Annotated in this window: 27 protein-coding genes; 18 read left to right on the forward strand and 9 right to left on the reverse strand. The window is 63.5% G+C overall.

Annotation, left to right across the window (positions count from 1 at the left end):
- Nucleotides 1-555: 555 nt before the first annotated feature.
- Genes AAC979_RS22500 through AAC979_RS22510 form a run of 3 tightly spaced genes read right to left on the reverse strand, consistent with a single transcriptional unit; the run spans nucleotide 556 to nucleotide 4010 of the window.
- Nucleotides 556-1533 carry a TniQ family protein gene (locus tag AAC979_RS22500; protein WP_371349232.1) on the reverse strand — a complete coding sequence of 326 codons (978 nt, stop codon included), beginning with the start codon at nucleotides 1531-1533 and terminating at the stop codon, nucleotides 556-558.
- Nucleotides 1534-1536: 3 nt separating this feature from the next.
- Nucleotides 1537-2415: a TniB family NTP-binding protein gene (locus tag AAC979_RS22505; RefSeq protein ID WP_371349231.1), complete on the reverse strand. Its 879-nt coding sequence runs from the start codon at nucleotides 2413-2415 to the stop codon at nucleotides 1537-1539.
- Entirely contained in the window at nucleotides 2412-4010 is a 1599-nt protein-coding gene (locus AAC979_RS22510) for a Mu transposase C-terminal domain-containing protein (protein ID WP_371349230.1), read from the reverse strand. The genes AAC979_RS22505 and AAC979_RS22510 overlap by 4 nt, the downstream gene beginning before the upstream one ends.
- Nucleotides 4011-4289: 279 nt before the next feature.
- Here AAC979_RS22510 and AAC979_RS22515 point away from each other — a divergent pair, with 279 nt between their 5' ends.
- Genes AAC979_RS22515 through AAC979_RS22525 form a run of 3 tightly spaced genes read left to right on the forward strand, consistent with a single transcriptional unit; the run spans nucleotide 4290 to nucleotide 6000 of the window.
- Complete coding sequence (locus tag AAC979_RS22515) at nucleotides 4290-4544, forward strand: type II toxin-antitoxin system VapB family antitoxin (protein ID WP_371349316.1); 255 nt, start codon at nucleotides 4290-4292, stop codon at nucleotides 4542-4544.
- Nucleotides 4544-4930: a type II toxin-antitoxin system VapC family toxin gene (locus AAC979_RS22520; RefSeq protein ID WP_371349317.1), complete on the forward strand. Its 387-nt coding sequence runs from the start codon at nucleotides 4544-4546 to the stop codon at nucleotides 4928-4930. The genes AAC979_RS22515 and AAC979_RS22520 overlap by 1 nt, the downstream gene beginning before the upstream one ends.
- 2 nt (nucleotides 4931-4932) lie before the next feature.
- Entirely contained in the window at nucleotides 4933-6000 is a 1068-nt protein-coding gene (locus AAC979_RS22525; RefSeq protein ID WP_371349318.1) for a tyrosine-type recombinase/integrase, read from the forward strand.
- Nucleotides 6001-6013: 13 nt separating this feature from the next.
- Here AAC979_RS22525 and AAC979_RS22530 read toward each other — a convergent pair whose 3' ends face one another.
- On the reverse strand, nucleotides 6014-7219 hold the full coding sequence (locus AAC979_RS22530; protein ID WP_371349319.1) for a succinylglutamate desuccinylase/aspartoacylase family protein: 1206 nt from the start codon (nucleotides 7217-7219) through the stop codon (nucleotides 6014-6016).
- A 607-nt stretch (nucleotides 7220-7826) separates the two neighbouring features.
- Between AAC979_RS22530 and AAC979_RS22535 the strand changes: the two genes are divergently transcribed.
- Both AAC979_RS22535 and AAC979_RS22540 read left to right on the forward strand, forming a co-directional pair.
- Nucleotides 7827-8081, forward strand: coding sequence for an antitoxin (locus tag AAC979_RS22535; RefSeq protein WP_371349320.1), 255 nt, complete (start codon nucleotides 7827-7829; stop codon nucleotides 8079-8081).
- Nucleotides 8078-8479 carry a type II toxin-antitoxin system VapC family toxin gene (locus tag AAC979_RS22540; protein WP_371349321.1) on the forward strand — a complete coding sequence of 134 codons (402 nt, stop codon included), beginning with the start codon at nucleotides 8078-8080 and terminating at the stop codon, nucleotides 8477-8479. The genes AAC979_RS22535 and AAC979_RS22540 overlap by 4 nt, the downstream gene beginning before the upstream one ends.
- A gap of 483 nt (nucleotides 8480-8962) precedes the next feature.
- Here the strand turns inward: AAC979_RS22540 and AAC979_RS22545 are convergent, their stop codons facing one another.
- From AAC979_RS22545 to repA, 4 genes are all read right to left on the reverse strand, one after another.
- Entirely contained in the window at nucleotides 8963-9850 is an 888-nt protein-coding gene (locus AAC979_RS22545) for a DUF3991 and toprim domain-containing protein (RefSeq protein ID WP_371349322.1), read from the reverse strand.
- A gap of 177 nt (nucleotides 9851-10027) precedes the next feature.
- Entirely contained in the window at nucleotides 10028-11437 is a 1410-nt protein-coding gene (gene repC, locus AAC979_RS22550; protein WP_371349323.1) for a plasmid replication protein RepC, read from the reverse strand.
- Between the two features lie 111 nt (nucleotides 11438-11548).
- On the reverse strand, nucleotides 11549-12607 hold the full coding sequence (repB, locus tag AAC979_RS22555) for a plasmid partitioning protein RepB (RefSeq protein WP_371349324.1): 1059 nt from the start codon (nucleotides 12605-12607) through the stop codon (nucleotides 11549-11551).
- A complete protein-coding gene (repA, locus tag AAC979_RS22560; protein WP_371349349.1) occupies nucleotides 12592-13803 on the reverse strand; it encodes a plasmid partitioning protein RepA in 1212 nt (403 codons plus the stop codon). Before repA ends, repB begins: the two co-directional genes overlap by 16 nt.
- A 387-nt stretch (nucleotides 13804-14190) precedes the next feature.
- On the opposite strand from repA, the gene traI reads away from it, so the two are divergent.
- The 12 genes from traI to trbI are packed head-to-tail and all read left to right on the forward strand — an operon-like array spanning nucleotide 14191 to nucleotide 24354.
- Nucleotides 14191-14814, forward strand: coding sequence for an acyl-homoserine-lactone synthase TraI (traI, locus tag AAC979_RS22565; protein WP_371349325.1), 624 nt, complete (start codon nucleotides 14191-14193; stop codon nucleotides 14812-14814).
- A gap of 15 nt (nucleotides 14815-14829) precedes the next feature.
- Nucleotides 14830-15798, forward strand: a complete 969-nt coding sequence (gene trbB, locus AAC979_RS22570) for a P-type conjugative transfer ATPase TrbB (RefSeq protein WP_371349326.1) — start codon at nucleotides 14830-14832, stop codon at nucleotides 15796-15798.
- Nucleotides 15788-16159 carry a TrbC/VirB2 family protein gene (locus tag AAC979_RS22575; RefSeq protein WP_371349327.1) on the forward strand — a complete coding sequence of 124 codons (372 nt, stop codon included), beginning with the start codon at nucleotides 15788-15790 and terminating at the stop codon, nucleotides 16157-16159. Before trbB ends, AAC979_RS22575 begins: the two co-directional genes overlap by 11 nt.
- Entirely contained in the window at nucleotides 16152-16451 is a 300-nt protein-coding gene (locus tag AAC979_RS22580; RefSeq protein ID WP_371349328.1) for a conjugal transfer protein TrbD, read from the forward strand. Before AAC979_RS22575 ends, AAC979_RS22580 begins: the two co-directional genes overlap by 8 nt.
- A 9-nt stretch (nucleotides 16452-16460) precedes the next feature.
- Nucleotides 16461-18914, forward strand: coding sequence for a conjugal transfer protein TrbE (locus AAC979_RS22585; protein WP_371349329.1), 2454 nt, complete (start codon nucleotides 16461-16463; stop codon nucleotides 18912-18914).
- Nucleotides 18889-19686, forward strand: a complete 798-nt coding sequence (gene trbJ, locus AAC979_RS22590; protein ID WP_371349330.1) for a P-type conjugative transfer protein TrbJ — start codon at nucleotides 18889-18891, stop codon at nucleotides 19684-19686. The genes AAC979_RS22585 and trbJ overlap by 26 nt, the downstream gene beginning before the upstream one ends.
- A gap of 14 nt (nucleotides 19687-19700) precedes the next feature.
- Nucleotides 19701-19883 carry an entry exclusion protein TrbK gene (gene trbK, locus AAC979_RS22595; protein WP_371349331.1) on the forward strand — a complete coding sequence of 61 codons (183 nt, stop codon included), beginning with the start codon at nucleotides 19701-19703 and terminating at the stop codon, nucleotides 19881-19883.
- A complete protein-coding gene (gene trbL, locus AAC979_RS22600) occupies nucleotides 19877-21067 on the forward strand; it encodes a P-type conjugative transfer protein TrbL (protein WP_371349332.1) in 1191 nt (396 codons plus the stop codon). The genes trbK and trbL overlap by 7 nt, the downstream gene beginning before the upstream one ends.
- Nucleotides 21068-21085: 18 nt before the next feature.
- On the forward strand, nucleotides 21086-21745 hold the full coding sequence (locus tag AAC979_RS22605) for a conjugal transfer protein TrbF (RefSeq protein WP_371349333.1): 660 nt from the start codon (nucleotides 21086-21088) through the stop codon (nucleotides 21743-21745).
- Nucleotides 21746-21762: 17 nt separating this feature from the next.
- A complete protein-coding gene (trbG, locus tag AAC979_RS22610; RefSeq protein WP_371349350.1) occupies nucleotides 21763-22599 on the forward strand; it encodes a P-type conjugative transfer protein TrbG in 837 nt (278 codons plus the stop codon).
- Nucleotides 22600-22602: 3 nt separating this feature from the next.
- Nucleotides 22603-23055: a conjugal transfer protein TrbH gene (gene trbH, locus AAC979_RS22615; RefSeq protein ID WP_371349334.1), complete on the forward strand. Its 453-nt coding sequence runs from the start codon at nucleotides 22603-22605 to the stop codon at nucleotides 23053-23055.
- A 12-nt stretch (nucleotides 23056-23067) separates the two neighbouring features.
- Nucleotides 23068-24354: an IncP-type conjugal transfer protein TrbI gene (gene trbI / locus AAC979_RS22620; RefSeq protein ID WP_371349335.1), complete on the forward strand. Its 1287-nt coding sequence runs from the start codon at nucleotides 23068-23070 to the stop codon at nucleotides 24352-24354.
- A 158-nt stretch (nucleotides 24355-24512) separates the two neighbouring features.
- Here trbI and AAC979_RS22625 read toward each other — a convergent pair whose 3' ends face one another.
- The gene (locus AAC979_RS22625) at nucleotides 24513-24833 is read right to left on the reverse strand and encodes a transcriptional repressor TraM (protein ID WP_371349336.1); all 321 of its coding nucleotides are present in this window, start codon (nucleotides 24831-24833) and stop codon (nucleotides 24513-24515) included.
- A 382-nt stretch (nucleotides 24834-25215) separates the two neighbouring features.
- Between AAC979_RS22625 and AAC979_RS22630 the strand changes: the two genes are divergently transcribed.
- On the forward strand, nucleotides 25216-25500 hold the full coding sequence (locus tag AAC979_RS22630) for a hypothetical protein (RefSeq protein ID WP_371349337.1): 285 nt from the start codon (nucleotides 25216-25218) through the stop codon (nucleotides 25498-25500).
- The last annotated feature ends 234 nt before the right edge of the window (nucleotides 25501-25734 follow it).

Here is a 25734-nt window from a genome sequence, read left to right on the forward strand (position 1 = left end):
TTGTGCGCTTTCGTCTAGGTTATCGAGCATCAACCGCACAACCTGTCGTCGAATAATAATGTCCGATAATGTTGCATTATCGGTCGTATTGCTCTTTATAGAGGAGATGATCGATGACGTTTGTCAGCAGACCGGAATTCGTGAGACTCGGCCGCCGTCGAGCCGTTTTTTGAAGCGGTTTTCGTGAGACAGCCTGCCAGATCCAGAGCTGGGCGCGTTGCTAACAGACTGAAATCGTTGGTTTCCAGACGCCTTTCCCAGCCAGAGGCGCGCCTTGTTACGCAGTCTCACGATTTCCGGTTTGGATGGACATTGTCTCGGGAATACCGCCCCGATCAGCGCGGAAGCCCGGCCAAGCGCGGCTCGCACATCTTGAAGACAGCCTGCTGTTCGGTGGACGTCGCCGGATGCGGACGCAGACCCCATTCCATCGACCTCGTCAGGAGGCCGCTGAGGCCGATCGAACGGGTTGGGCGAGGCAAGGGTCGGAAAACGGCTAGTGGCCGCCTGCGGGCTTCTGAGCGGCCTTGGCGGGCCTCCAGCTTTTTTGGGGGATCAGGAGAGCGCTTGAACCCGTTGATGGCTGAAACGGGCACCTGTCACCGCTCTTCCGGCCTCCCCGCTGTGCCTGGTGCAGGGAGCGGCACGTCCGACAGCGTAGCGGATTGCCGCCGGCCATCCGTCGATCAGCGCCATTACCTTCTTTCGGCCGAACTCGTCGGAAACCTCCAGGACACGAACGATCGCGCCGATCGGATTCTTCAGAACCCGGGCAACGCCGATGGCAAGCGCGTACCGCTCCGCCCGTGGCGCACTCGGCAGATCGGCGATGGTTGAAGACAGACGCTGATCGCTGATCGGCACCGCAGTCCTGAATTCCGGCACCACGACACTCAGAACCGGGCGCCGGCAGGGTCGCGACAGAACGGAAGGATCGCGCTGATGCGGGATCGGCAAGTGCGCGAGTTCCCACGGTTCCGGAGGCGACGATTTCCGAGACGGCAAAAGCAGCAGCGACAGCACCGAGCCGACAGGAATCGCGGCAATCTCCCTCTCCATTGCCCATTGAAGCAGGACTTCCGCACCCCGACGGCCTGATGCTTCATCGCCGAGCGCGCTGACGCCGCTCATTTCGCCGCCGAATAGTGGCTCACGGTGCCGATCGCACCAGAACGCAAAGGCAAACGACCAGCCTCTCAGACGCTGCGGTCGTTGCGTGCCGCGCGAGCAGGCCGGGCAAATCTCTCTGGAGCTGGGTCGAAGCAGGCTGCGATAGCGCGGCGGTGCGCCACGGAAGGTCATGGCGAACAGACGTTCGGCCGAACTGTTCGTCGCGACTGCGATGCGCTCCATGTCGGCCTGCACAGGCTCGAACTCAAGCTGCAATGCCGGACGAACGCAACCAATATGCGCTTGCAGCTCGTCCAGGGACACCAGATAGACGTCGGCGATCCGCTCCAGCCAGGAACTCAGCCGCTCGTCTCGAAAGGGCGGCGGCACGATCGGCAGCGGCGCCCTCCCCTCCCCCGTCACGGTTTAGGCCGCGGCGAAGGTCGCCGGCGCGGCGACACGATGATCGAGGATCGCAGTCGGCGTGATCCGCTCGGTTCCCGAGAGGATGGCATCCGTGGCGAGCTCGATCACCATCCGGAAGATCGATGCCGTGATGCCGCCATTGGCTTCGACAAGCCGCTTGAGCGCGCTGTCCGTCATCTCGGACGGCAGGCGCAGCGGCAAGGAGTAGAGGAGACCGCCGATCAGGCCATGGAAGTCGGCATCGTGCCGCCACGGCGGCAAGCCGTACGGCTCAAAGCGGCTGTTGAGGTGGGCATCGCCCCGGATCGCATCACGCGCCTCGTGCGAGCCAAGGCAGATCAGGGGAATCCGCAGTTCGTTACCGAGGAAGCGCAGCAGATTGAGCATTCGGCGCTGTTCCCGGTAGGTGCCCGCAATCAGATTCTGAACCTCGTCAATGATCAGCATGCGTGGCGCGGTTTCCTGAAGCAGCCGCAGCGCCTGCGTTTCGAGCTGTCCGAGTGTGGCACGGGTTGGCGGCGGCGCGCCAATCACCGACAGAAGGCGATGATAAAACCGCCCCTCATCCGGGGAGGGGACCATCTGCACGACGATGACAGGCCGGTGATGGATTCCGCTGCGCTCATCGAACCGAGGCGGATGAGCGCGCACGAACTTCTCGATAATCATCGTCTTGCCCATGCCCGAGGCGCCGAAGATCAGCAGGTTGGGCATGCGGGCGCGCTTGGGAAACAACAGCAGCTCTTCGAGCTTGTCGAGCGCCTGGCGGGCACGCGGATAGTCGATCCATCGATCCACCCGGATGTGCTCGATGCGCTCCCGCGCGGGCAGATCGGCATAGGCCTGAACGGCGGGATCGAGATGCGGATAAGCCGTCATTCCCATACCTCCACCGGGAAATGCGGCAAGGCGATCACCGGCTCGTCCGCCGGCGCGCTTGCCGGAAGCGCTGGCCTTGCCTGCAGATGAGCGCGCCGCGCGCGCAGCCTGCGGGCTTGTGTGGTGTCCCGGGTTGCCTGTTCGACCAGGGCACGCTGCGCAGCGATCGTCTGGAAGATCGTTTCCTCATCGATCTCCCGGCGGCCGCGCGCCCGCTGCACGCGCAGCGCCGCCTTCTGCTCCCACAGCGTGATGGCCGGGCGTCCAGGGTTGCGCGTGGGCGCCATCAGATAGTTCCCACCCAGCTTGACGAAGACCCGATGCAGATCCCGCGGATCGTACTTGACGAGAACCTTGTCGCTGCTCCGGCCGATCCAGGGGGCAAAGCCGTCCGACCAGTAGCAGATGTTGTTGATGTGGATGCCGGTTCGCCGCAGTACACGCGGCTCAAATGGTAGAAAGTCGATCAGGAAGGCGAGCGGATCGCGCACCTGCCGCGGAGGGCGCCCGGATATGGCCTCGTGCCAGGCCGCACCGGGCGGCCGGCCGATACCGCGGTGCAGATCGGAATGGTAGGCGATGATTTCCAGCGCCAGCCAGGCCTCGAGCTCGCGCATGGTCATCACGGCGCGCGCCTCGGGATCATAGTCGCCGCGGTCCAGCACATTGGAAAAATGCGTGCCGGGCAGCAGATGGACCGCCCCCATCATCGTGCCGATCAGGCGCTCGACGTGCCCCCCGAAACGCGGTGTTCCCGGCGGACGGTAGGAGATGGCAATATTGTGGTCGTCGCAGCCCCTCTTGAAGGCGCGCGCGTGGAATTCAGCGCCGTTATCGACATGAATGCACTCGGGCAGGCCGCTCGTCGGCCAATCCAGCGAAATCCCCCGACCCTGCAGCCAGCGGGTCTTGTCGATGATCACGTGCGTCAAGCAAAGCGCCACCGACGTCACCGACGGCGCCTCCAGAGACAGGTAAAAGCCCAGCACCATCCGGGTACAGACATCGATCGCGATGGTGAGGATCGGTCGACCGATCGGCTGCCTCTCGATCGGGTCGACCACCGTCACGTCGACCTTCGTATGATCGATCTGGACGATCTGCAGCGGATGCTGCGCTGAAAGCTCGCCGGGTAGTGCCAGGAACTGCGCGTCGGCCCGGGCCTTGCCCTCGCGACGGCGCGTCATAGCTTCCGTATCGAACGTCGCAAGGTATCCTTTCAGGCGTCTGATTGAGGGCGGCGCCAACTCGCTCACCCGGCAATCGGCCGAGATTCGCTTCCACAGGCGCGTCAACGTGGGCTTCTCGGGTGTGGCGTAGAATGTCGTGATGTTGCGGTCGACGATCGCCTTCAGGGCAGGATCAAAGGCGTCGATTCCGGCACGCCGCCCTGGCTTTCGACTAATGAGCGCAGTGGCGCGCTCCTCCGTCCGGTACCGCTTTAGCCACCGTAATAAGGTCGCGCGACTGACGGCAAGCTCCGCCATAGCGTCCGCGACATCAGCTGCACTCGGGCGTTGTGGCATCCGTCGTAGAACATCTGCATACCTGAGCGCGTTCTGCCATTCCTGTTCGTCGAGCTGGTCGCGTTCCATGCCTATTCACGCGGATGGTCGATCAATCTAGTCTCACCATAACTGAATCGCGTGACGGTTCCGTCTCAGCAGATCCGACTCGGTCTCACAAATTCTGAATCGGCTAACCCATTGAAAATAAGCGATCGCCAGTCTCATGAAAAACCGTCGGCTGACACCCGCGAATGGCCATCGGCCGGGCCCAGGGCCGCGAGAATCCGCGTCCGCAGGTGTCGTGCATTTCATCACGGCATCGCGTATTAGGTAGAATATCGCCAATCAGGAACCTGGGCATAACGAATGGCTCTGAGCATCAAGGATCCCGAGACGGAGCGCTTGGCGCGCGACCTCGCCGCGCGTACCGGCGAGACGATCACCGTCGCCACCCGCCGGGCGCTTGAAGAGCGCCTCCGCCGAGTGGGATCCAACGCCCGCAAGGCGGCCCTGCTGGAGGACCTGGCGGCGATCCAGCGGCGCTGGAACGCCCTGCCCGTCCTCGACACCCGCAGCCCCGACGAGATCATCGGCTACGACGAGAACGGGCTCCCCTCCTGATGGTCATCGACACCTCCGTGCTCGCCGCGATCGCCTTCAACGAGCCGGAGGCGGCTCGCTTCCGCGCGCAGATCGCCGATGATCCCATACGGCTGATCTCAGCCGCCACGGTCCTCGAGGCGGCGATGGTGATCGAGATCCGTCTTGGCGAGGCCGCCGGCGCCGATCTCGACCTGTTCCTGCACAAGGCCGAGGTCGAGATCGTTGCGGTGAGCACCGAGCATGCCGATCAGGCCCGCCGGGCCTGGCGCCGCTATGGCAAGGGTCGCCATCCGGCCGGCCTCAACTTCGGCGACTGCTTCTCCTATGCCCTCGCCGCGCTCAGCGGCGAGCCGCTGCTATTCAAGGGGAATGACTTTTCACAGACGGACATCAAGGTGGCCTGAGGATGACCGACGGCGCCTCCACCGAACAACCGCTGGAAAACGGAACGCCGGCGCCGCCGGCCCTGGTCCCCTCCCCTGCCCTTCCCGCGCATTTGGAGCGGCTCACGGAGCGCGCGCGCGACTACGTCGATGCGGCGAGCTCGGCGAACACCCGCCGGGCCTACGGCTCCGACTGGAAGCACTTCTCGGCCTGGTGCCGTCGGCAAGGCCTTGAGGTTACCCCGCCCTCCCCTCAGGTCGTCGGCCTCTACATTACCGCCTGCGCCTCCGGCGCCGTTATCCCCGGGGGCAAGCCCAACGCGGTCTCGACCATCGAGCGCCGGCTGTCGGCGATCGGGTGGCACTACACCCAGCGCGGCACGCCGCTCGACCGGAGCGATCGGCACATCGCCACCGTGCTCGCCGGCATCCGCAACACCCACGCGTCCCCGCCCCGGCAGAAGGAAGCGGTGCTGCCCGAGGACGTCATCGCCATGCTCGAGACGCTGGATCGCGGCACGCTGAGGGGATTGCGCGATCGCGCCATGCTGCTCATCGGCTTCGCCGGCGGCTTGCGGCGCTCCGAGATCGTCGCGCTCAATATTGGCCGCGATCAGACCGAGGACGGCCACGGCTGGGTCGAGATCCTCGACAAGGGCATGCTGGTCAGCCTGCGCGGCAAGAATGGCTGGCGCGAGGTCGAGATCGGTCGCGGCTCCTCCGATTCAACCTGCCCGGTCGTCGCGCTGCAGACCTGGCTCAGGCTGGCGAAGATCGGCCATGGGCCGCTGTTTCGCCGCGTGACCGGCCAGGGCAAGGACGTCGGTCCGGATCGTCTCACCGACCGGCAGGTCGCCCGCCTCGTCAAGCGTACCGCGCTCGCCGCCGGCGTGCGCGCCGATCTCAGCGAAGGCGAACGGGAGGAGAAGTTCGCGGGCCATTCGCTCCGAGCCGGCCTCGCGTCCTCGGCCGAGGTCGAGGAGCGCTTCGTGCAAAAGCAGCTGGGCCACGCCAGCGCGGAAATGACCCGGCGCTACCAGCGCCGGCGCGATCGCTTCCGGGTCAATCTTACCAAGGCCGCGGGCCTGTGATTTCCGGGCAAACTCATTCGGGATAGGCGTCTGCGCCCGCCGATGTTGCACTCTTGAAAAGAATGAACCCCAACGGGTTGCCGGGCTCGCAGGTCGCATCGCTGCGGAGTCCCGCGACCCTGCCATTCACGCCACTGGTATATTCCGCCACGACCTCACCGAATGTGTTGCGCTGAATTGCAACCTTCTGCCCGGCCGTGACCTCCTCATCCATCTGCACGAGGTGCTCAACAAAGCCGCCCTGGCTCGCGATAATCGGAAACGCGCTGTTGCCGACGAAGACATTGCTGTCCGCGGCGGTACGGCCCACGGGACCGGCGATGATCCCGTAGTTCTTGAGCACGTTCATCGTGCCCTCGACGAAAAGAGCGATCTTGTCGGGGTCGAGCTCGCGCGCGGCGCCGACTTCCGGCGTGAAACACGGGATGCCGACGTCGACAAGCGCGTTGTGCAGGACGCTGGGATAGGCCGGATAGTCCCAGATCTGGCCGATCGGGTAAAGCTCCATCATTATCTTGACGTCCGGCAGGGTACGGTCGCCGATGTTGAATGCGGCAACCTTGAACCCCGTCGCTCCCGTGTGGAAATCGATGGCGAGATCAGAGTTCGGCTTCAGCAGCCTGTTGAAGAGCAACCCGGCGTGACGGCTGGCGGCGCTGATGCCGTTTTCGTTTCCCGGCCATTCTCGATTCATGTCGATCAGATCGATGCCTCTGCCCGAATTGGGCCAGCGGCGCTGCATGCTTTCGATGGCCGGTCGCGCAACGTCGAGGACGGCCATCACCGAACCCGACATCTCCTCGGGATTAAGCTGGTTCATCACCGTCTGAACCGTGTGTATCGAGCTCATCTCGTCGCCGTGCACGCCGCTGACCAGCGTGATTCGTTTCCCTGGCCGCACTCCCTTGGCGACGATCACCGACACGTTCCAATGCTGACCGGTGGGCATTTGCGCACCCTGGAAATACAGCAGGTGCTTCCTTCCGGGCCCGAGATCGCCGATGTCGAGCGTGCTGGCGACCAGCTTCCCCAGGATCACGTCGCCGGTATAGACGGATCTCTTCAACCCGCTTGCTGCCGTCTCAGTGGAGGGCGCAGCGACATTCTGCGCTTTGGCCGGGCCGGCGCTGGCTGCGAGGACAGCCGAAGCGCCGACCGTGGCAATAGACGCCCTCATGAAGTCGCGGCGATCGAGGGTGTCCTCGGGTTTGTCCGACATCCTGAATGTCCTTTGAAACACAGCGGGCCGTAGCTGACCGCAGACCACTGTTTGGACCGCTGGAAGCTCGTTCGCAATTGTCGATGGCCGTGCTGCCCGCAATGTGAGGTTTGCTGCATGCGCCGATCCGGCGGCATCTTTGCGCGCAAGGCCTCCGAAATCGCCAAACCTCCAATGTCGTGCCGCGGCTCCTCCCCTGCCCCATCTCGGTCTATTTGCCCGAGCTCAGCATGGCGTACCGACATCTCAGTACCCAGATAGAGGCTCGCGTTTTCACTCTACCCGCCTCGCACGGCGGCATCCTGACATGCACCAAAATTCTTCGGGACCTCAGCGGCGGCAATGGTCGCGGTCATGGTCAATCTCCTATGTTCCGGGTGAAGCAGCTGAGCCGTGCCGCGGCCCAGATGATCCAGCGCTACCAGCGCCGCCGTGATCGCTTACCCGTCAACCTTACCAAAGCGGCCGGGCTGTAACTTTTCGTGGAAGTCATTTGGGATAAGCATCCACCCTCGGCGGTCGGTACTCTTCATGATCTCGAATGGAGAGTTTCTTGAGGTTGGAGCGACCTTGACATATACAAGCATATACACACGGAGGCGCACTTATGGCCGAGCCACATCAATCCCCTGCCAAAGAGGTCCGGCTGTTTCGAAACAACCGCAGCCAAGCCGTTCGCATTCCCGTGGAGTTTGAACTGCCGGGCGACCGTGCACTGATCAGCCGTGAGGGCGACAGGATCATCATCGAACCCGTGCGGCAGAGCACGGGCCTGCTGGCGCTGCTGGCGACATGGGAACCGCTCGACGAGGATTTTCCCACGATGGGGGACACGCCGGTCGAACCGGAGGATATATTTTGACGCGCTATCTGCTGGATACGAACATCATCAGCGACATGGTGCGCAATCCAGCCGGCAAAGCTGTCCGACAGCTTCAGAAGGTCGGTGACGGTAACATCTGCACCAGCATCATCGTGGCCTGCGAATTGCGGTACGGTTGCGCCAAGAAGGGCTCGGCGAAGTTGCTGGGCAAGATCGAGGAGCTGTTGGCGACGATCCCGGTCCTGCCGTTGGAGGTCCCCGCAGATGGCGAATACGGCGGCATTTGCGCTGAGCTTGAGGCGGCAGGGCAGAGCATCGGCCACAACGACCTTCTGATTGCTGCGCACGCTTACACGTTAGGAACGATCTTGGTCACGGCCAACGTGGGCGAGTTCAGCCGAATCAGAGGCCTGAAGGTCGAGAATTGGCTCGGGTGATGCCCGGTCCTCTATGGCAAGGGGCTGGAAATGATGTAGCCGATCCATCTTCCTGACGTTGCCTCGGTAGAGGCTGTGCTGCGAGGCTTGTCGCCGGCGTCGGCGGTCTCCGATCTTGCTCCAGCGCTTTGTACTGCTATGAGCACCGCGGCGAACGTGAGATCGACTTCATCACCCGGCCGTTAAAGCAGCCGAGCGAACCATCATCACAGCCGATAAAACTCAGCGCTGTGCATGTGCTGATGGATCGCATCGCACGGATCGACGCAGAGATCGATCTTCCGTTTGGATGGTTTATCGTGATGCAACTGGGTCGACCCGGAAGTCGGGCAAGCCATCGCGGCAGGTTTGCGTGCCGCTCGGGTCCGACTTCCAGATAGGGGCGCCGAGACGCTGCTGCGTTGGTCAGCCAAGCCCTACGATTTCTAGCACGACGCCGTCCCCGCATCGAAGGCGTTCGATGGGTCACAACGATCGCCGACATCACCCGGTGATCTGCGCGTTCCAGTCTTCGGCTTCAGGCCAAAGGCGCAGGAATGCCGCTCCGGCGGTGGCAGCAATTTCCCGCAGTCGTGCAGCGTAGACGTCGCCCTGATCGTTTGCATCGCACGCCGCCACCACCAGGGAGCCTGGACGAGCGGCGAGGGCTCGGATGAACTGGTCGGTGGCCGGCGCCCACCCTCCCCCGGTGCTGGCATAAATGGTGTCGACGCGACAGCCTTCGATTGCGGCGAGGCTCATTGCGTCGATCGCCGCCTCCGTGACACAAAGGCGCTGGGCCCCTTCTTCGCCCAGCCGAAATAGCGTCTTTGAGCCGCCAGCAGCGAAGCCCCGCCATTTCGGACCACGCTCCTCCCAGCCTACGACGCTGCCTGCAGCGTTTAGGTGTGCCGCCCACATCGACCCCTTCGGCCCTTCGCGCAGCCTGCCCGCCGCCACAGCTCTCTCAACGACCGCCGCGGGGATGCCGCGTGCTTCGGTTAGATAGGCCCACACGTCGGATCCGGAACTTGGAGGAGACCGATCGGCCCAACGCTTCGCAGGTGCGACACTGGCACTCCGGCGCGATCTGCGTTGCCATACCGGATCGCGCGGTACGAAGCCCACGAGCTCGTTGACAACCTGCATCGCACTCGGAAATCCATCGGCCCCGAGGTGCTGGGCAAGATCGTACACGTCGCCCTTGGCCTGTGACTTCGGATCGAACCAACCTCGGCCCTGATGGTTGACGATGATGATTTCGCCGTCCGCGCGTCGATATTTAATCGAGCGGGGCGTGCTTTCTCGAACGTCGACTTTCCAGCCGTGGCTCTCCAGGAGGGCGGAGCAGGGCACTTTTTCCTTGATCTGATCTCGGTCGTTGTCAGCCATGAGGGAAGTCCTTTCCCTGGCGGTCGGCCAGCGACGCCGTTACAGCTGTTACCCCACCTCGCCAACCCATTGACGTCCCGTACGTTTCTTCCATTTTAGGATAGCCAGCCCGCTTGGAAGCCCCGCGGCGCCGCCGAGCTGGTCGACAAGTTACAGCTGTAACCCCCATCGCACGGTTCATGAGGCGCTACCGCGTGCCCGCTTTAGGGCGCCGTCCGCAAGTCCGAAGAGGCTCTTTTCGAGATGCAAGCTGCCCTCGACGGCACGGTCAATCATTGCGCGGAAGTACCCTCCCGGACTCGAAATCTGCTCCGGGCTCCTCATCGACTTTTCGAGAACCGTGATCAGGATGGCGGCCGCGGCGTAGCGACCAACCTTCCCCGCACCATCCACCCAGGCCGCCTCCGACAGCCCGATCATAACGCGCATGATTTCGGCGGCGCCGGTGAGGTCCGGCCAGCTCTTAAACGATCGGCCTGTGATCTCGCAGGATTCCGGACATGCAGAGCGAATTAGGCCGACCGAGACAGATGAAAGAACCTCGGACTGGATTTCGTCGGTACTCCGCGAGGCCCTTGCCCCCGGCAGGTGTTGCCCGGACCGACGATTTGCTCCAGATTTTCTTTCGGTTGGAGGAACGACCGCTGCGCGGTCGTTGTCTGAGGTAAGAGAGTCTCGCTCGTTAGAGCGAGGCCGTTCATATTTACTTTCAAATGAGTTTTGATGGGTTGTATTAATATTAGGCGCGACATTCATGTCACCCTCGCATGACATTTGATTAGAAACGACGTCGTCAGTCACCTCGGTGATGATCCGACGATGGAGCTCTTCGAGCGCTTGTGCTTCGGTCTCATTTCCCTGCCCCCGCCGCTTGATCTGCTCAAGTTCAGCCAGCCAGCCCTCGGCCTGATCCGGATAGGCGTCGCAGGCGTCTACGATCGCCCTCGCGAGCCGCGTCGTCGCCCTCCGGGCCTCTTGCTCGCCGTTCAGGCGTGCCTGAAACTCATCGACGAGGCGCTTCAGCTCGTGGATCCTCACCCGCGCCGGCGTGAAGTCCAGGCCATAGCCTTTGCCGATCTCGCCATCCTTGTCGCGATAAACGAAGCGGCGCCCTGTCGGGCTGTCCCGGTAGGCCACGATTCCCGCCTCAACCAAACGCCGGATGCAACGAGAGACCTGGCGCACCGATCGCGCCGTGTACTCGGCGAGCTTCGCATTTGAAATCGCAACGATCGGGCGGCTGGCACCCTTCCAGTCATCGGCTCGTGAGAGACCGATCAGGATATCCATTATGTGATAGGTCGCTCCGTCGATCCCCAGGACCGGCGCTGCCTTCTTGAGGATAACCGCGACTTCCGCCTTCGAGACCTGCGGTATGTCGTTTGCCATCGCGAGCCGCGCGCTCGCGAGAATCCCCGGGGTGACGCGCCGAAACGACGCAATTTCCGTAGCTTGGGCCATAACCAGCTGTTCCGCGACCCAAGGGTTGCGGCTCCATCGCTCGAGTGGATGAAAAGCCAGCAAATCGGCGCACATCACCATGCCCCGACTGGAAACCAGGGCTTGATTGTGCCAGTGCCCCGTCATAGAATCAGTTTGTCACCGCTGATGCTGACGGAACGAGACCGTTCTGTTGGCTAGGGATTAAGGGCTTGCCGATTGCCGTCGGTGAGCCCTTTTCCTATTTGGGGTATCAGGTCATGATTTCGCTCCTTGTTCCGAGCGCCTGAATTCCTCCACCAGCTGGGGCAGCCGCTCGATCAGCCAAGCTGAGAGGCCGGGTGCCGGGGCATGTGGAATGGAAATCTGTGTGACCTTCGACGTTCGCTTCGTTGTCACCGAAAGCCCGTCGCCGAGATCAAGCTCTCCTGGCGGTTCCTGTGCGTCGGCGCGCCGATCGAGAATCTGAAGCACCGCAGCGAACCGGTCGTCGCTGCTCAAGGACTGCCATTTCTCTGAAGCCACCAATCCATTGACGGCGGAATTCGCATCGGCTGGAAGCTTCTGATCCTTGAAGAATGATCCAAGCTTCTCCCATTTCGGCCGGCCGATAGAGGGAGCCGGCCCGATCTTGCGAACGAGCCCCTCCGGCAGTGCGGCGGCGACCGCCGTCAAAATCGAAATGTAGGCGAGGCCTTTCTCTTCGCTCCGGCCCAGTGCCCTGGCGATCATCTCTCGCGTGAAACCTTGCTTCTTCAGCTCGCCCGAGAAGAGCGCCTGCTCGATGAAGGACAGGTTCGCGCGCTCGGCGTTCTCGATGCCTTGGGCGACGAGGAGCTGCTCGTCGGTGAGCTCAGCGACGACGGCTCGAACGGGACGTCGGAGAATTTGGCAGGCGCGCCACCGACGATGTCCAAAGGCCACCTGATGGACGCCGACCTTGTCGGGGACGGGGCGAACAAGAATGGGTAGCTTTTGCCCGTTGCTTCGTATGCTTTCGACAAACAGTGGGAATTCCGGGTCGCCTTCAATGTCGAACCGGTCGCGGACGAAAGAGGGGACGATTGCATCTGGATCGAGTTCCACCACCGCCTCGGCCGACTGCAATTGCGCGCGCAGGCGCTCGTTCTCGGCTTCAACCGTCGAGAACGATTGCTGCATCGACTTTACCGCCCCGGACATACCGGCCGAGCTCGCACGCGACTTGTCGGCAGCAGGGGAGGGGAGGTGTTTCTCCAACTCGGAGTGGTCGACATTGGCGAACAGGTGCTTCATGCGATTGGAGCGATCTTTCGCGTTCGTCACGTGCGCCCCCATACCTGCTTGATGTGGTTCAGGATCTCCCGATTGACTGCATCCACCGATTCGATCGCGCGGGTGAGCGTGTCTCGTCCCACTGCCCCCCGCGCCATCTCGTAGAGGCTCTTCTTCTCCAGCCCCGCATTGGCAATCGCCGTCGTCTCCACCACCACCGGCGCCAGCACGTCCTCGCCGAACAGCGATCGAAGGAGTGCAACGATGTTCACCTGGGGCACATCATGGGGATTGTGCCGCGTCAGGACATAGCGGATGAAATCATGTTCGAGATTCCCGCCGTTCTCCTGGAGGACCTGCAGAATGTCGCTGGTCATCTTGAGAAACTGGCTCATGCTCGACACATCGAGCATCGCTGGATGAACCGTCACGAGCAACGCTGTTGCGGCGTAGAGGGCCCCAAGCGTGAGATATCCCAACTGCGGTGGCGCATCGATCAGGACAACGTCGTAGTCTTCCTCGACGCTCCCGATAACCGATCGCAGCCGGCGGAAGAACATCGCTTCGCCGCGGCCGTCGCCCCGGGCGATCGCCTGCGGCGTCTCGTGCTCATACTCCATCAGCTCGAGATTGCCGGGCACAAGATCGATGCCGTCGAAGTAGGTCTTGCGGATGACGTCCTTCAAAGGCACCCGATGATCGTCGTCATAGCGGATTGCACCGTAGACGGTCTGGTTGTCGCCGACGTCAAGCTCGGGCTGAAATCCGAACATCGTCGAAAGGGATGCCTGTGGGTCGAGATCGATCGCGAGAACGCGCAATCCCTCAAGCGCAAGGAAATGCGCCAGATGGATCGCGGTCGTCGTCTTCGCCGACCCGCCCTTGAAATTGGCAATTGCAACGACTTGCAACTTGTCGCCGGCGCGGCGCCGCGGCAGGAAGCTCAGAGCTTCTTTTGGCCGCTTGTTCGCGAGATGCACGCGGATCTCGTTGATCTGCGCAAGGGTGTAGGCGCGGCGACGGTTGTCCTTCCCGTATAGTTCAGGAACAGCGCTCTCTCCGTCCAGGGACATTTGCCTCAATGTGGATTCAGCAATCCCCACCATGGCAGCCGCCTCGCGCGAGGTGAAAGTCTTGAGCGACTTCTTGGCCTCCGGCGGGTAGAGCTGCGAGCGCAGCGCCTGCAGCTGCGCGGCAAGCAACCGCGAGTGCCGCGTGATCTTCGCGATCGAGGGCTCGCTCTCCAAACTTTTTGCCATCGCTCCGGTTATCGCGCTCACGACGGAAAATTCCTGATAATCGAGAAAAAAGCGTCGAAGGACGTTTGCCCGATTCCCAGCGTGGGTCAAACTTTATTTGGTTAACAAGTCGTTAACACCAGACCTTGTCAGACCTGGCATCCTACTCAGTTTATTCTGTCGAATCAGATCTCTAGCCGGCCGTTTGGCTCGCGCGCCGCGAGCGCCGACGGGCAAATCTCTTAGTCCCGGAGTTTCGATTTCGGACGTTTCTCCGCCGCGATCTGCTCGTTCTCGTGGGCGACTCGGCGCAGCTTCCGTCGAGACGCACTCATAATTTCGCTAGTCGCGGCCCGGTGCGCAAACGTGCCCCTTGTCTCCGAACGCACTCGAATCGGAGCAACACTGATGCGTGCACTGGCTATTCCTGCCGATACGCATGACGACTTCGCTGATCTCGTCGATTCCATGCATCGACTTCGTGCCCGCGTCTTCAAGGAGCGATTGGGCTGGGCGGTCGACGTGCGGGACGGTCGCGAAAGCGACCAGTTCGACGGCCTCTCGCCGACCTACATCGTCGCGCTATCGTCCTCTTCGCAGGTGGCCGGCTGCGCGCGGCTGCTGCCGGCGAACGGGCCGACCATGATGGACGTGCTCTTCCCGGACTTGGAGGCCTCCGGCCTCTACAAGCCCAACGCCGGCATGATCGAAAGCTCTCGCTTTTGCGTCGACACGACGCTCGACGAGGGCAGGGCAGGGGGTTCTCTCCATGACGCGACGCTCACCATGTTCGCCGCGATCATCGAATGGGCGATGGCGAACGGCTATTGGGAGATCGTCACCGGCACCGACCTTCGCGTCGAACGCATCCTCAACCGTGCCGGCTGGCCGATGAAGCGGCTCGAAGAGCCGCGGCGAATCGGCGAGACGACCGCCGTTGCCGGCGTCCTGCCGGCCGACCGACGCAGCTTCGAGCGCGTCCGGCCTCCCTCGTATTACTCGACCTTCTGCCCGCAGCTGCGCGCGGCCTGAGCAAGGAGGACGGACATGGCCCAGCTTCGCTCTCATCCGCGCCTGGTCCGCAAGCTGCAGGAGGCACTCGGCGACCAGCTCTGCATCGCCCTCGATGACGCGACCGTCGTCGAGATCATGCTCAATCCCGATGGTCGCCTCTTTATCGAGCGCCTTGGTCACGGCATCGCGCCGGCCGGGGAGATGAACGCCGCGACGGCCGAAATCGTGATTGGAAGCGTCGCGCACGCTCTGCATTCGGAGGCCGACGAGGATCGCCCGATCGTGTCGGGCGAGCTCCCGATCGGCGGCCACCGCTTCGAAGGCCTACTGCCGCCGGTGGTCGCGGCGCCGGCCTTCACCATCCGGCGGCGGGCATCGCGGCTTATACCGCTCGACCACTATATCGCGGCGAAGATCATGACGGAGCATCAGGCCTGTGTGATCCGGAACGCGATCACCTCGCGGATGAACATCGTCATCTCCGGGGGAACGGGCTCGGGCAAGACCACGCTCGCCAATGCGGTGATCGCCGAGATTATTGAGTCCGCTCCGGACGACCGCATCCTTATCCTGGAGGACACGGCCGAGATCCAGTGCGGGGCGGAGAATGTGGTCGCCCTTCACACGAGCGACTCGATCGACATGGGCCGGCTTCTCAAGAGCACGATGCGCCTGCGCCCCGACCGGATCATCGTCGGCGAGGTCCGCGACGGCGCTGCCCTCACATTGCTCAAGGCCTGGAACACCGGCCACCCGGGCGGCGTGACGACCATTCACTCCAACACAGCCGAATCCGCGCTTCGCCGCCTTGAGCAGCTCACTGCCGAGGCGAGCCAGCAGCCGATGCGCGAAGTGATCGGCGAAGCCGTCGACCTCATTGTCTCGATCGAGCGCACGCCCAAAGGCCGCGTCGTCCGCGACGTCCTGCACGTCGAGAGCTACGCCGATGGCCACTACCGCACGGAATCCTATTCGCCGAAGGAGGAACGCCATGTCGCATGAACGTCTGTACAGGCTCGCGCTCGCGGCACTGGCGCTCGCGCTGGTGCTTTCCGAGCCGGCCTTCGCCTCGGGTGGGGGCAGCCTGCCGTGGGAGGGGCCCCTCCAGCAGATCCAACAGTCGATCACCGGGCCGGTGGCCGGCTTCATCGCATTGGCCGCGGTCGCTGTCGCAGGTGGGATGCTCATCTTCGGCGGCGAGCTCAACGATTTCGCGCGGCGTCTGATGTATGTCGTGCTGGTCGCCGGCATTCTTCTCGGAGCCACCCAGATCGTCGCCCTGTTCGGTGCGAGCGGCGCCTCGATCGGCGACGTCGCATCCTCGGCCGCGGTCGATCGGGCAGGGGAGGGCAGTCGTGGCTGAGCCGGGATCGAATCTCGACCGTTCGCGCATCCACCGGGCGCTGTCGCGGCCGAACCTTCTCCTCGGCGCCGACCGCGAGCTGGTGTTGCTGACCGGCCTTGCCGCGACCATCCTGATCTTCGTCGTCCTGACGCCCTATTCCGCACTGTTCGGGATCGCGGTCTGGACCGTCGTGGTGGCGGCGCTGCGGATGATGGCGAAGGCGGACCCGATGATGCGGCGCGTCTACGCCCGCCATGTCGGCTACCGGCCCCATTACCGTCCGACGTCGACGCCCTGGCGCCGGTTCTGAGGCCCGGTGATGGTGGCGCTGCGCTCCTTCCGGCATTCCGGACCGTCCTTCTCGGACCTCGTGCCCTACGCCGCGCTCGTGGCGAACGGCGTCATCCTGCTCAAGGACGGTTCGCTCATGGCTGGCTGGTACTTTGCTGGGCCTGACTCCGAGAGCTCGACGGATGCCGAGCGCAACGAAGTGTCCCGGCAGATCAACGCGATCCTGTCGCGGCTCGGCACCGGGTGGATGATCCAGGTCGAGGCCGTGCGGGTTGCCACGTCGGACTATCCGGCGCGCGAGGAGTGCCATTTTCCCGACGCCGTCACACGGGCGATCGACGACGAGCGGCGCGCGCGTTTTCAGGAGGGCAGGGGGCATTTCGAGAGCCGGCACGCGCTCATCCTCACCTGGCGGCCGCCGGAGCGCCGGCGTTCCGGGCTTGCCCGCTATGTCTATTCCGACAGGGAGAGCCGCACCGCGCGCTACGCCGACACCGTCCTCGACAGCTTCCTGACCTCGATCCGCGAGGTCGAGCAATATCTCGGCAATGTCCTGTCGATCCGCCGCATGGTGACAAGGTCGGTCGAGGAGCGCGGTGGCTTCCAGACCGCCCGCTATGACGAGTTGTTTCAGTTCATCCGCTTCTGCATCACCGGCGAGAACCATCCGGTGCGCCTGCCGGAAATCCCGATGTACCTGGATTGGCTGGCGACGGCCGAGTTCAGCCACGGCCTCACGCCAATGGTCGACAGTCGATATCTCGCGGTCGTCGGCATTGACGGTCTTCCGGCCGAGAGCTGGCCGGGCATCCTCAACTCCCTTGACCTGATGCCAATGACCTATCGCTGGTCGTCGCGGTTCATCTTCCTCGATGATCAGGAGGCCCGCACGCGCCTCGAGCGCACGCGCAAGAAATGGCAGCAGAAGGTCAGGCCCTTCTTCGACCAGCTTTTTCAGACCAGGTCAGGCTCCGTCGACCAGGACGCCATGGCGATGGTGGCGGAGACCGAGGACGCCATCGCCCAGGCTTCATCTCAGCTCGTCGCCTACGGCTATTACACGCCGGTGATCGTGCTGTTCGACGACAACGAGGCCAGGCTGCGCGAGAAGGCGGAGGCGGTCCGCCGTCTCGTCCAGGCCGAAGGGTTTGGCGCCCGGATCGAAACCATCAACGCCACGGAGGCCTTCCTCGGCAGCCTGCCGGGCAACTGGTACGCAAACATCCGCGAGCCGCTGATCAACACCCGCAACCTCGCCGACCTGATCCCGCTCAATTCGGTTTGGTCGGGCGCGCCGACGGCACCTTGCCCGTACTATCTGCCGGGCTCGCCGCCGCTGATGCTGGTGGCGAGCGGCTCGACGCCCTTTCGCCTGAACCTGCACGTCGATGATGTCGGCCATACGCTGATCTTCGGCCCGACCGGATCCGGCAAGTCGACGCTGCTGGCGCTGATCGCCGCGCAGTTCCGGCGTTACGCACAGGCGCAGATCTTCGCGTTTGACAAGGGCCGCTCGATGTTGCCGCTCACATTGGCCGCCGGCGGCGACCACTACGAGATCGGCGAGAGCGACGGCGATGGCGCTCCGACGCTCGCCTTCTGCCCGCTCTCCGAGCTCGCGACGGACGGCGACCGCGCCTGGGCGTCGGAATGGATCGAGACGCTGGTGGCGCTGCAGGGCGTGGCGATCACGCCGGACCATCGCAATGCCATCTCGCGCCAAGTCGGCCTGATGGCGTCGGCGAACGGACGCTCACTCTCCGATTTCGTTTCCGGTGTGCAGATGCGCGAGATCAAGGAAGCGCTGCATCACTACACGGTCGACGGGCCGATGGGTCAGCTGCTCGATGCGGAAAGCGACGGGCTGTCACTACGCTCCTTCCAGACCTTCGAGATCGAGCAGCTGATGAACATGGGCGAGCGAAGCCTCGTGCCCGTCCTGCTCTATCTGTTCCGCCGGATCGAGAAGCGGCTGACCGGCGCGCCGAGCCTCATCGTGCTCGACGAGGCCTGGCTGATGCTCGGTCATCCGACCTTCAGGGACAAAATCCGCGAATGGCTGAAGGTGCTGCGCAAAGCCAACTGCGCGGTGATCCTGGCAACGCAATCGATCTCGGACGCCGAACGCTCCGGTATCATCGACGTGCTGAAAGAATCCTGCCCGACTAAGATCTGCCTGCCAAACGGCGCGGCGCGCGAGCCGGGCACGCGCGAGTTCTACGAGCGCATCGGCTTCAACGAGCGCCAGATCGAGATCGTCGCGACCGCACTGCCGAAACGGGAATATTACGTCGCGTCGCCGGAAGGCCGGCGCCTGTTCGACATGGCGCTCGGACCGGTCGCACTCTCGTTCGCCGGCGCTTCCGGCAAGGAAGACCTCAAGCAGATTGCCGCGCTGAAGTCCGAGCATGGTGACGGCTGGCCGGAACGCTGGCTCCAACAGAGAGGAATTGGCAATGCCGCAGCACTTCTCAACGGTTAGACGTGTCGCCGGCGCGACGTTCCTGGCGATGATGGCCCATGCCTCGCCGGCCGTCTCCGGATCGGCGACCGGCGGAGCGACCGAGTGGACGCAGCTTCTGAACAATGGAGAGCTGGTGACGCTCGTGACCAAGTCGGCCGAACAGATCAACAACCAGGTCACGCAAATCACGCAGCTGGCCCAGCAGATCCAGAACCAGCTGCGCATCTACGAAAACATGCTTCAGAACACGGCGCAGCTACCGAACCAAATCTGGGGGCAGGTGGAGAATGATCTGAACCGGCTGCGGAGCTTGGCCGCGCAAGGGCAGGGCATCGCCTTCTCGATGAGCAATGCCGACGACGTGCTGAAGCAGCGCTTCCAGAGCTATGCCGACTTCAAGACCAATCTGCCGAGCGGGGCGAGCTTCGCCTCGACCTATCAAAACTGGTCGACGACCAATCGCGACACGATCGCCGGCACGCTGAAGGCGGCCGGTCTCACCGCCGAGCAGTTCTCGTCGGAAGAGTCGACGATGAGCTCGCTCCGCACGATGTCGCAATCGGCTGACGGGCAGATGAAAGCCCTGCAGGTCGGTCATCAGATCGCGGCGCAGCAAGTTGCGCAGTTTCAGAAGCTGCGAGGGCTTGTATCCCAACAGACGACGATGATGGGGACCTGGCTGCAGTCCGAGCAAGCGGACAAGGATCTCGCGCAGGCCCGGCGCGAGCAGTTCTTCAATGCGCCGGTGAACAGTGTCCGTGGCGGTGAAACCATGGAACCGCGCTGGTGAGGCGGCCGGTGGTCATGGCGGCGCTCGCAGCCGTCCTCGCTCTCGTCGGGCTAGCGGTGATCTGGTTCGTCGTCACCCCACGGCCGGACGCCATGCGGCCGGCCGCACAGGAGCAACGCCAGCGCGCCGAGGACTTCCTCTGCGGCGATCCCGATCGTCCGGTGCGCGGCGGGCAGGAGATGAAACCAAGATGGTAGTCACCCGTCCATCCCGCGCGCTCGAGATCAGCTTCATCGTCATCGCCCTTATCCTGCTCGCCAGTGTGCCGGCGCTGGCCCAGCAGGGCAGCGTGCTGACCACGCTTGAGAACCAGGTCTCGACAGCCGCAAAAGGCTGGGAGACGACGGTCATGAATGCCGCGCGCTCCCTGTTCTGGATCCTCGCCGGCATCGAGGTTGGCATCGCCGCGGTATGGCTCGCCCTGCAGGCGGCCTCGCTCGACGCCTGGTTCGCCGAACTCGTCCGCAGAATCATGTTCATCGGCCTGTTCGCCTTCATCCTCGACAGGGGACCGGCCTTCGCCAAAGCGATCGTGGACAGCCTGTTTCAGATCGGCGCCAATGGCGGCTCGGCCTCGCCGGCGAACATCTTCGACGCGGGCATTCGCGTCGCCTCGAAGATGTCGGAGCAGGCGAAGTTCGGCCTGTTCGAGGACAATGCGCTGGCCATCGCGGCCGTCTTCGCCATGGTCATCGTCGTCATCGCCTTCAGCCTGGTGGCGGCGATCTTCGTGGCGGTGATGGTCGAGATGTATGTTGGTCTTCTCGCCGGCATGATCATGCTCGGCCTCGGCGGCTCGTCCTTCACCAAGGATTTCGCGGTTCGCTACCTGATCTACGCCTTCTCGGTTGGCATGAAGCTGATGGCGCTGGTGATGATCGCCCGGATCGGCTCGGACGTCCTGCTCGGCCTCGCCGAGGCGCCGACGGCCACATCCGACCAGTTCATCACGACGCTCGCCATCGCCGGCATTTCGGTCGTGGTGTTCATCATCGCCATGTATGTGCCGCCCATCGTGCAGGGCGTTGTGCAGGGCGCCTCGATCTCCGGCGGCATGGAAGCGATCCGACACGGCGGACAGGCCGCGACCTTCGCTGCCGGCGGCGCCTTCCTCGGCGCGAGCGCGGCGATGTCCGGCGCGTCGGCGGCGAGGAGCGCGAGGGCAGGGGGCTCCTCGATGGCAGGAGCGGCGCTGCGCGGCATGGCATCCGGCATCGGCAATGCGGGATGGGCGGCCGGCTCGGCGGCGAAAGAGAAGGCGATTGCATCGCCGGGCGCCTATGCCGGATCCCTACTCGGACTGGCGAACGCCAAGCTCGATCAGTCGCGCCAGAGATCGCCGGCGCCACCACCACCGCCACCGCCGATTCAGGACAAGTGAGGGGAGACGCGCATCAGCATGGCCGCCAGTCCGCCCGACAATCCCTATATCGCCGCCCGCCAGGAATGGAACGAGCGCTATGGCTCCTATGTGAAGGCCGCGGCCGCGTGGCGCGTCGTCGGCATCACCGGCATGCTGATGGCCGTTGTCGGCTTCAGCTACGCGCTTTATCAGAGCACGCAGGTCAAGCTCGTTCCCTACATCGTCGAGGTCGACCGCCTCGGCACGGCGGTGACGGCCGGCTTTCCCCAGCAGATCGAATATGCCGATCCCCGCGTCGTGCGCGCGACGCTCGGCACCTTCGTCTCGAACTTCCGCAGCGTGACGCCCGACGCGGTGGTGCAGAAGCAATATATCGATCGCACTTACGCGCTGCTGCGCACCTCCGATCCCGCGACCGAGAAGATCAACGCCTGGTTTCGCGGCAACTCCCCGTTCGAGAAGGCGAAGAACGCGACCATCGCGATCGAGGTCAACAATGTCGTGCGGCTCTCGAACCAGAGCTACCAGATCGACTGGACCGAATATGAGCGCGACCGGAAGGGCAAGGAGACCGCGGTGCGCCGCTTCCGCGGCATCGCAACCGTCACGCTCACACCGCCGCAGGACGAAGGCGTCATTCGCCTCAATCCGATTGGTCTCTATTTGCGGGACTTCGAATGGACCGCCCAGCTGTGAAAGGCCCGCGCATTCCGATGGCTAGAGAAGGAACGATTATTCTCGGCGGGCTGCTCGCCCTGTCGACGCTCGTGGTGGTGTCTTTCGCTGCACTGCCCGTCGCCGCTCAGGGGATGAGCGCGAACGAGGCGAAAGGCACGAATATCTCCGGACATTGGCGGGGCTCGCGCGGGCTGGTCACGAGGGGAGCGGACGGCAAGGTGATCTTCCTCTATGGCGAGATCCAGCCCTCGGTCGTGTGCTCGCCTCTGCAGGTCTGCGATATCGAGCTGCAGGCCGGCGAGGTCGTGCGTGACGTGCTCGTCGGGGACACGGTGCGCTGGAAGGTCGAACCGGCGACGTCCGGAGCCGTGGGCGGGCAGGCGATCCATTTGATCGTCAAGCCGGCCGAGCCGGGGCTGGTCACCTCGATGGTGGTGACGACGTCGCGTCGCACCTACCACATCCAGCTCAAATCGCATCAAAGCCAGTACATGGCGCGCATCGGCTTCGAATATCCCGAGGATGTCTCGACCCGCCTCTCCGACATCAACGCGCGGCTCGAGGCAAGCACGATCCAGGGCGCCGGGGTGCCGGCCGAGCAGTTGAACTTCCAGTACAGCGTCAGCGGCAATGCCGGCTGGCGGCCGACGCGTGTCTATTCGGACGGTGAGAAAACCTACATCCAATTTCCGCGCTCGATGTCCGGGCAGGACGCGCCGGTCCTCTTCGTCGTTTCCGGCGGCCAGAACCGTATCGTCAACTACCGCATGAAGGGCAACATGATGGTGGTCGACTATCATGTCGATCGCGCCATTCTCGTCTCTGGTGTCGGCTGGCATCGGGACAAGATCACCATCAGCAGGGGAGGGTAGGCGATGAGCGCCCGGCATCTCGTCCCCCGCCTCATTGCCGTCGGGCTCGCCGCCGCGCTGCTCGCCGGCTGCCAGACCCTCGGAGCAGATGGTCTCGTGGTCAGCTCGGCGCCGCAGGAGATCTCCGGCCCTGCAGCCAGTGCCATTGCCGGCGATATGGTCAGCCGCCTTGCCGAACATGTCGGACCCGGAACCGGGACGATTCTGTTGAAACCGGACGGCTCCCCGTTTGGCGGTGCGCTGGAAGCCTCGCTGAAGACCTGGGGCTATGCCGTGGTCAGCGACCAGAAGGCCGAGGGCGAGAAACTGATTCCGCTTGCCTATGTGATCGACAGCTATGACGGCCAGGTGCTCGCGCGCCTCTCGACCGGCTCGCTCGACCTCGGCCGCGCCTACACCTCGACCTCCGCCGGCGCGACGCCGACGAGTCCGCTGTCGGTCATGCAGCGCGGGTGAGGGGAGGGAAGCATGGTTCAATCCCTCAAGCTCGGCGGCGAAGCGGCGGAGCCGAAGATCCGGCGGATCAATCGCCTGCCGATCGTGATCGCGATCGTTCTCGTCGTCGCCTTTCTCGCCGTGATCATCTATGGGCTGAGCTCGCGAGGATTGTACTTCTCGCGCAACCCGTCGATCGAGCAGGCCGGTGGCGCTCCGGCATCCACCTATGCCGACCAGTTGAAGCGTGGCGTGTCGGATGGAATCATTGGCGAGCCCGCAGAAGCGCCGGTATTTCAGCCGGCGCCGCCGGAGCGGACCGAGCCCGCGGCATCGCCAAAGCCGGCCGTGGTCCAGCCTGAGCGCCAGACGACGGAAGGGGAGCCGGAAGCCGTCTGGCGAGCGCGGCTCGAGCGCGAAGCCCAGGAACAGTACCTTCGTGAGCTCCAGCGCCAGCGCATGGCCCGGATGCAGGCGAACGACACGGCCTACGACTCGCCAATCGCCGTCAATGTCGACAAGCTGCGGACTGCGCGGACGGATCCCGCAGCCACGCAGCGCGCAGGCGCCGGCGCCACGGGCAGCGGCGGGGCCTCCGACCTCTATGCGGCGGCGCTGCGGGGAGGCCTCACCGGCCAGAACCTCGATCCGAACGCCCAGCGCACGAAGGAGGACTTCTTCAATGCCGACATCAAGGAGCTCGGCTACCTCCCGAACCAGGTCGTGCCGCAGCGCTCGCTCTTTGAGCTCAAGCGCGGCTCGGTGATCCCTGCGACGCTGATCACCGGCATCAACTCCGATCTTCCCGGACGGATAACGGCACAGGTCAGCCAGAACGTCTACGACAGCGCGACCGGGCACCGCCTGCTCATCCCGCAGGGAACGAAGCTGTTCGGGCGCTACGACAGCAAGGTGTCGTTCGGTCAGTCCCGCGTGCTCGTGGTCTGGACCGACATCATCTTCCCGAACGGATCGACGCTGCAGATCGGCGGCATGGCCGGGACGGACGCCGAGGGCTATGGCGGCTTCAACGACCAGGTGAATAACCACTATCTGAAGACGTTCGGCTCGGCGATCCTGCTCGCCGTCATCGGCGCCGGGATCGACATGGCTGTCCCGCAGAACAACAATCCATTCGACAATGGAAACTCTGCCGAGGACGCCGCGCGACGGAATTTCGCGGAGACCTTCGGGCGGGTCGCCGAGCGCACCATCAACAAAAATCTCGACGTCCAGCCGACGCTGGAAATACGGCCGGGTTACAAGTTCAACGTCCTTGTCGATCAGGACATCATATTTCCGGGGATCTATCGTGGATGAGTACAGGAAAGGACTGGTACTTTGGCGGTGTGGTTTAACTGGATGAGCGAGACCCTGTCCGAAGCAACGTCGGCTGCGCGCTGTCCAAGGCCGAGTGGCCTGACACAAGCGACAGCTCTCGCCACGGCGCTCAAGCTCATGTGAGCGGACCGTTGTTGTCAGTCTGCCGGCACCAGCGGGATGTGACCCAGCACGTCGAGGAGCGTTGAAAGGAGGGTCTGTTGGACATGCATGTCGATCATCGCACTCACATACGCGATGCGGGCGGGACCGACAGTGTCGCAACTGGAAACGGGCGGGGCGTTGCGCCATTCCTCATATTTCGCCTCGGCTGCGTCACGAAGGTGCCGATACGTCATGATCGCCTGAATCGTGATTTCTTCGAGATCCCGCTTGGGCAGAGTCTCGGTCAGGCCGACGACCGGCCTCAGCGTTATCTTGTGCTCTGGCTGCACAGCGCAGTTCGTGTCGTTTCCCATCCGTCTTCTTCTTCAAAGAATGTCCGCGGTGCGCCCCCGCAAACGTCAATCCCTGATCCCAAGCCGGGGGTTAGAAAACCGCGACTAGACGGTCCCTATGACCTTTAGCACCGAGGCGCCTGGACATACGTCACAGGCCCCCGGCCACGATGGTCAGAGGATCCTGGCGCCGCAACGGCCGACGCCAACCGCTAGTCGAGGGCTTTCTAAGGCCCCGGGCAGCGCGTACTGCCCTAGCCGCCCTTATAGTGAGGAGACAACGGTATCGCTAGAACGAAGCGGTGAATCGCACTAGTTTGCGCGGAGGCTGCTCACCGGTGCATGGACGGCACGTCAACGGCACGTCATAGGCGCAATTTCTGGTAGCGAGCCGACTGCAAGAATGGATAGAAATGGCAAGACCACAAAGCGGCTGCCGCAGACCATCGTCACCGCGCTGCTTTCCGGTCGTCATGCGCGGGTTGGCGGCAGAACGCCGCGCGAGCGTGGCTGCAATCTCACGCTCATTGCCGCGTCATACGCGCGAGACGAGATTCTCTGCGAACGCGGGATCGGACCCGCGAGCGCCGATCGCATCGAGCAATGGTTGTCGGCACAAGGACTGGCTTTCCGCCGACCCGCCGATCAGGTATCCGATCTTTCCCAACATATTGAAAATATTCCATAATTAAGCTTATGCGACTCGCGATTCTGGCCCTGTGACAAGGGCTTGGCGGGTCTCGGTTCCATAACGGCCGCGCCCCCGCGCCCTGCTCACCATCCTCCAGCGCCGGCGAAGCGGCCTTCGCCGGTTCGGCTTCGCGCGCTCAGCCATGATAAGGCTGGACTCTGATTTCTCCACATCTTAAACAGGCTGTAATATGATTTCAGTTCATTAAAATCAGATTGTGATTTAAATCAG

Source organism: Ancylobacter sp. IITR112, assembly GCF_041415945.1.
Lineage (GTDB): Bacteria > Pseudomonadota > Alphaproteobacteria > Rhizobiales > Xanthobacteraceae > Ancylobacter.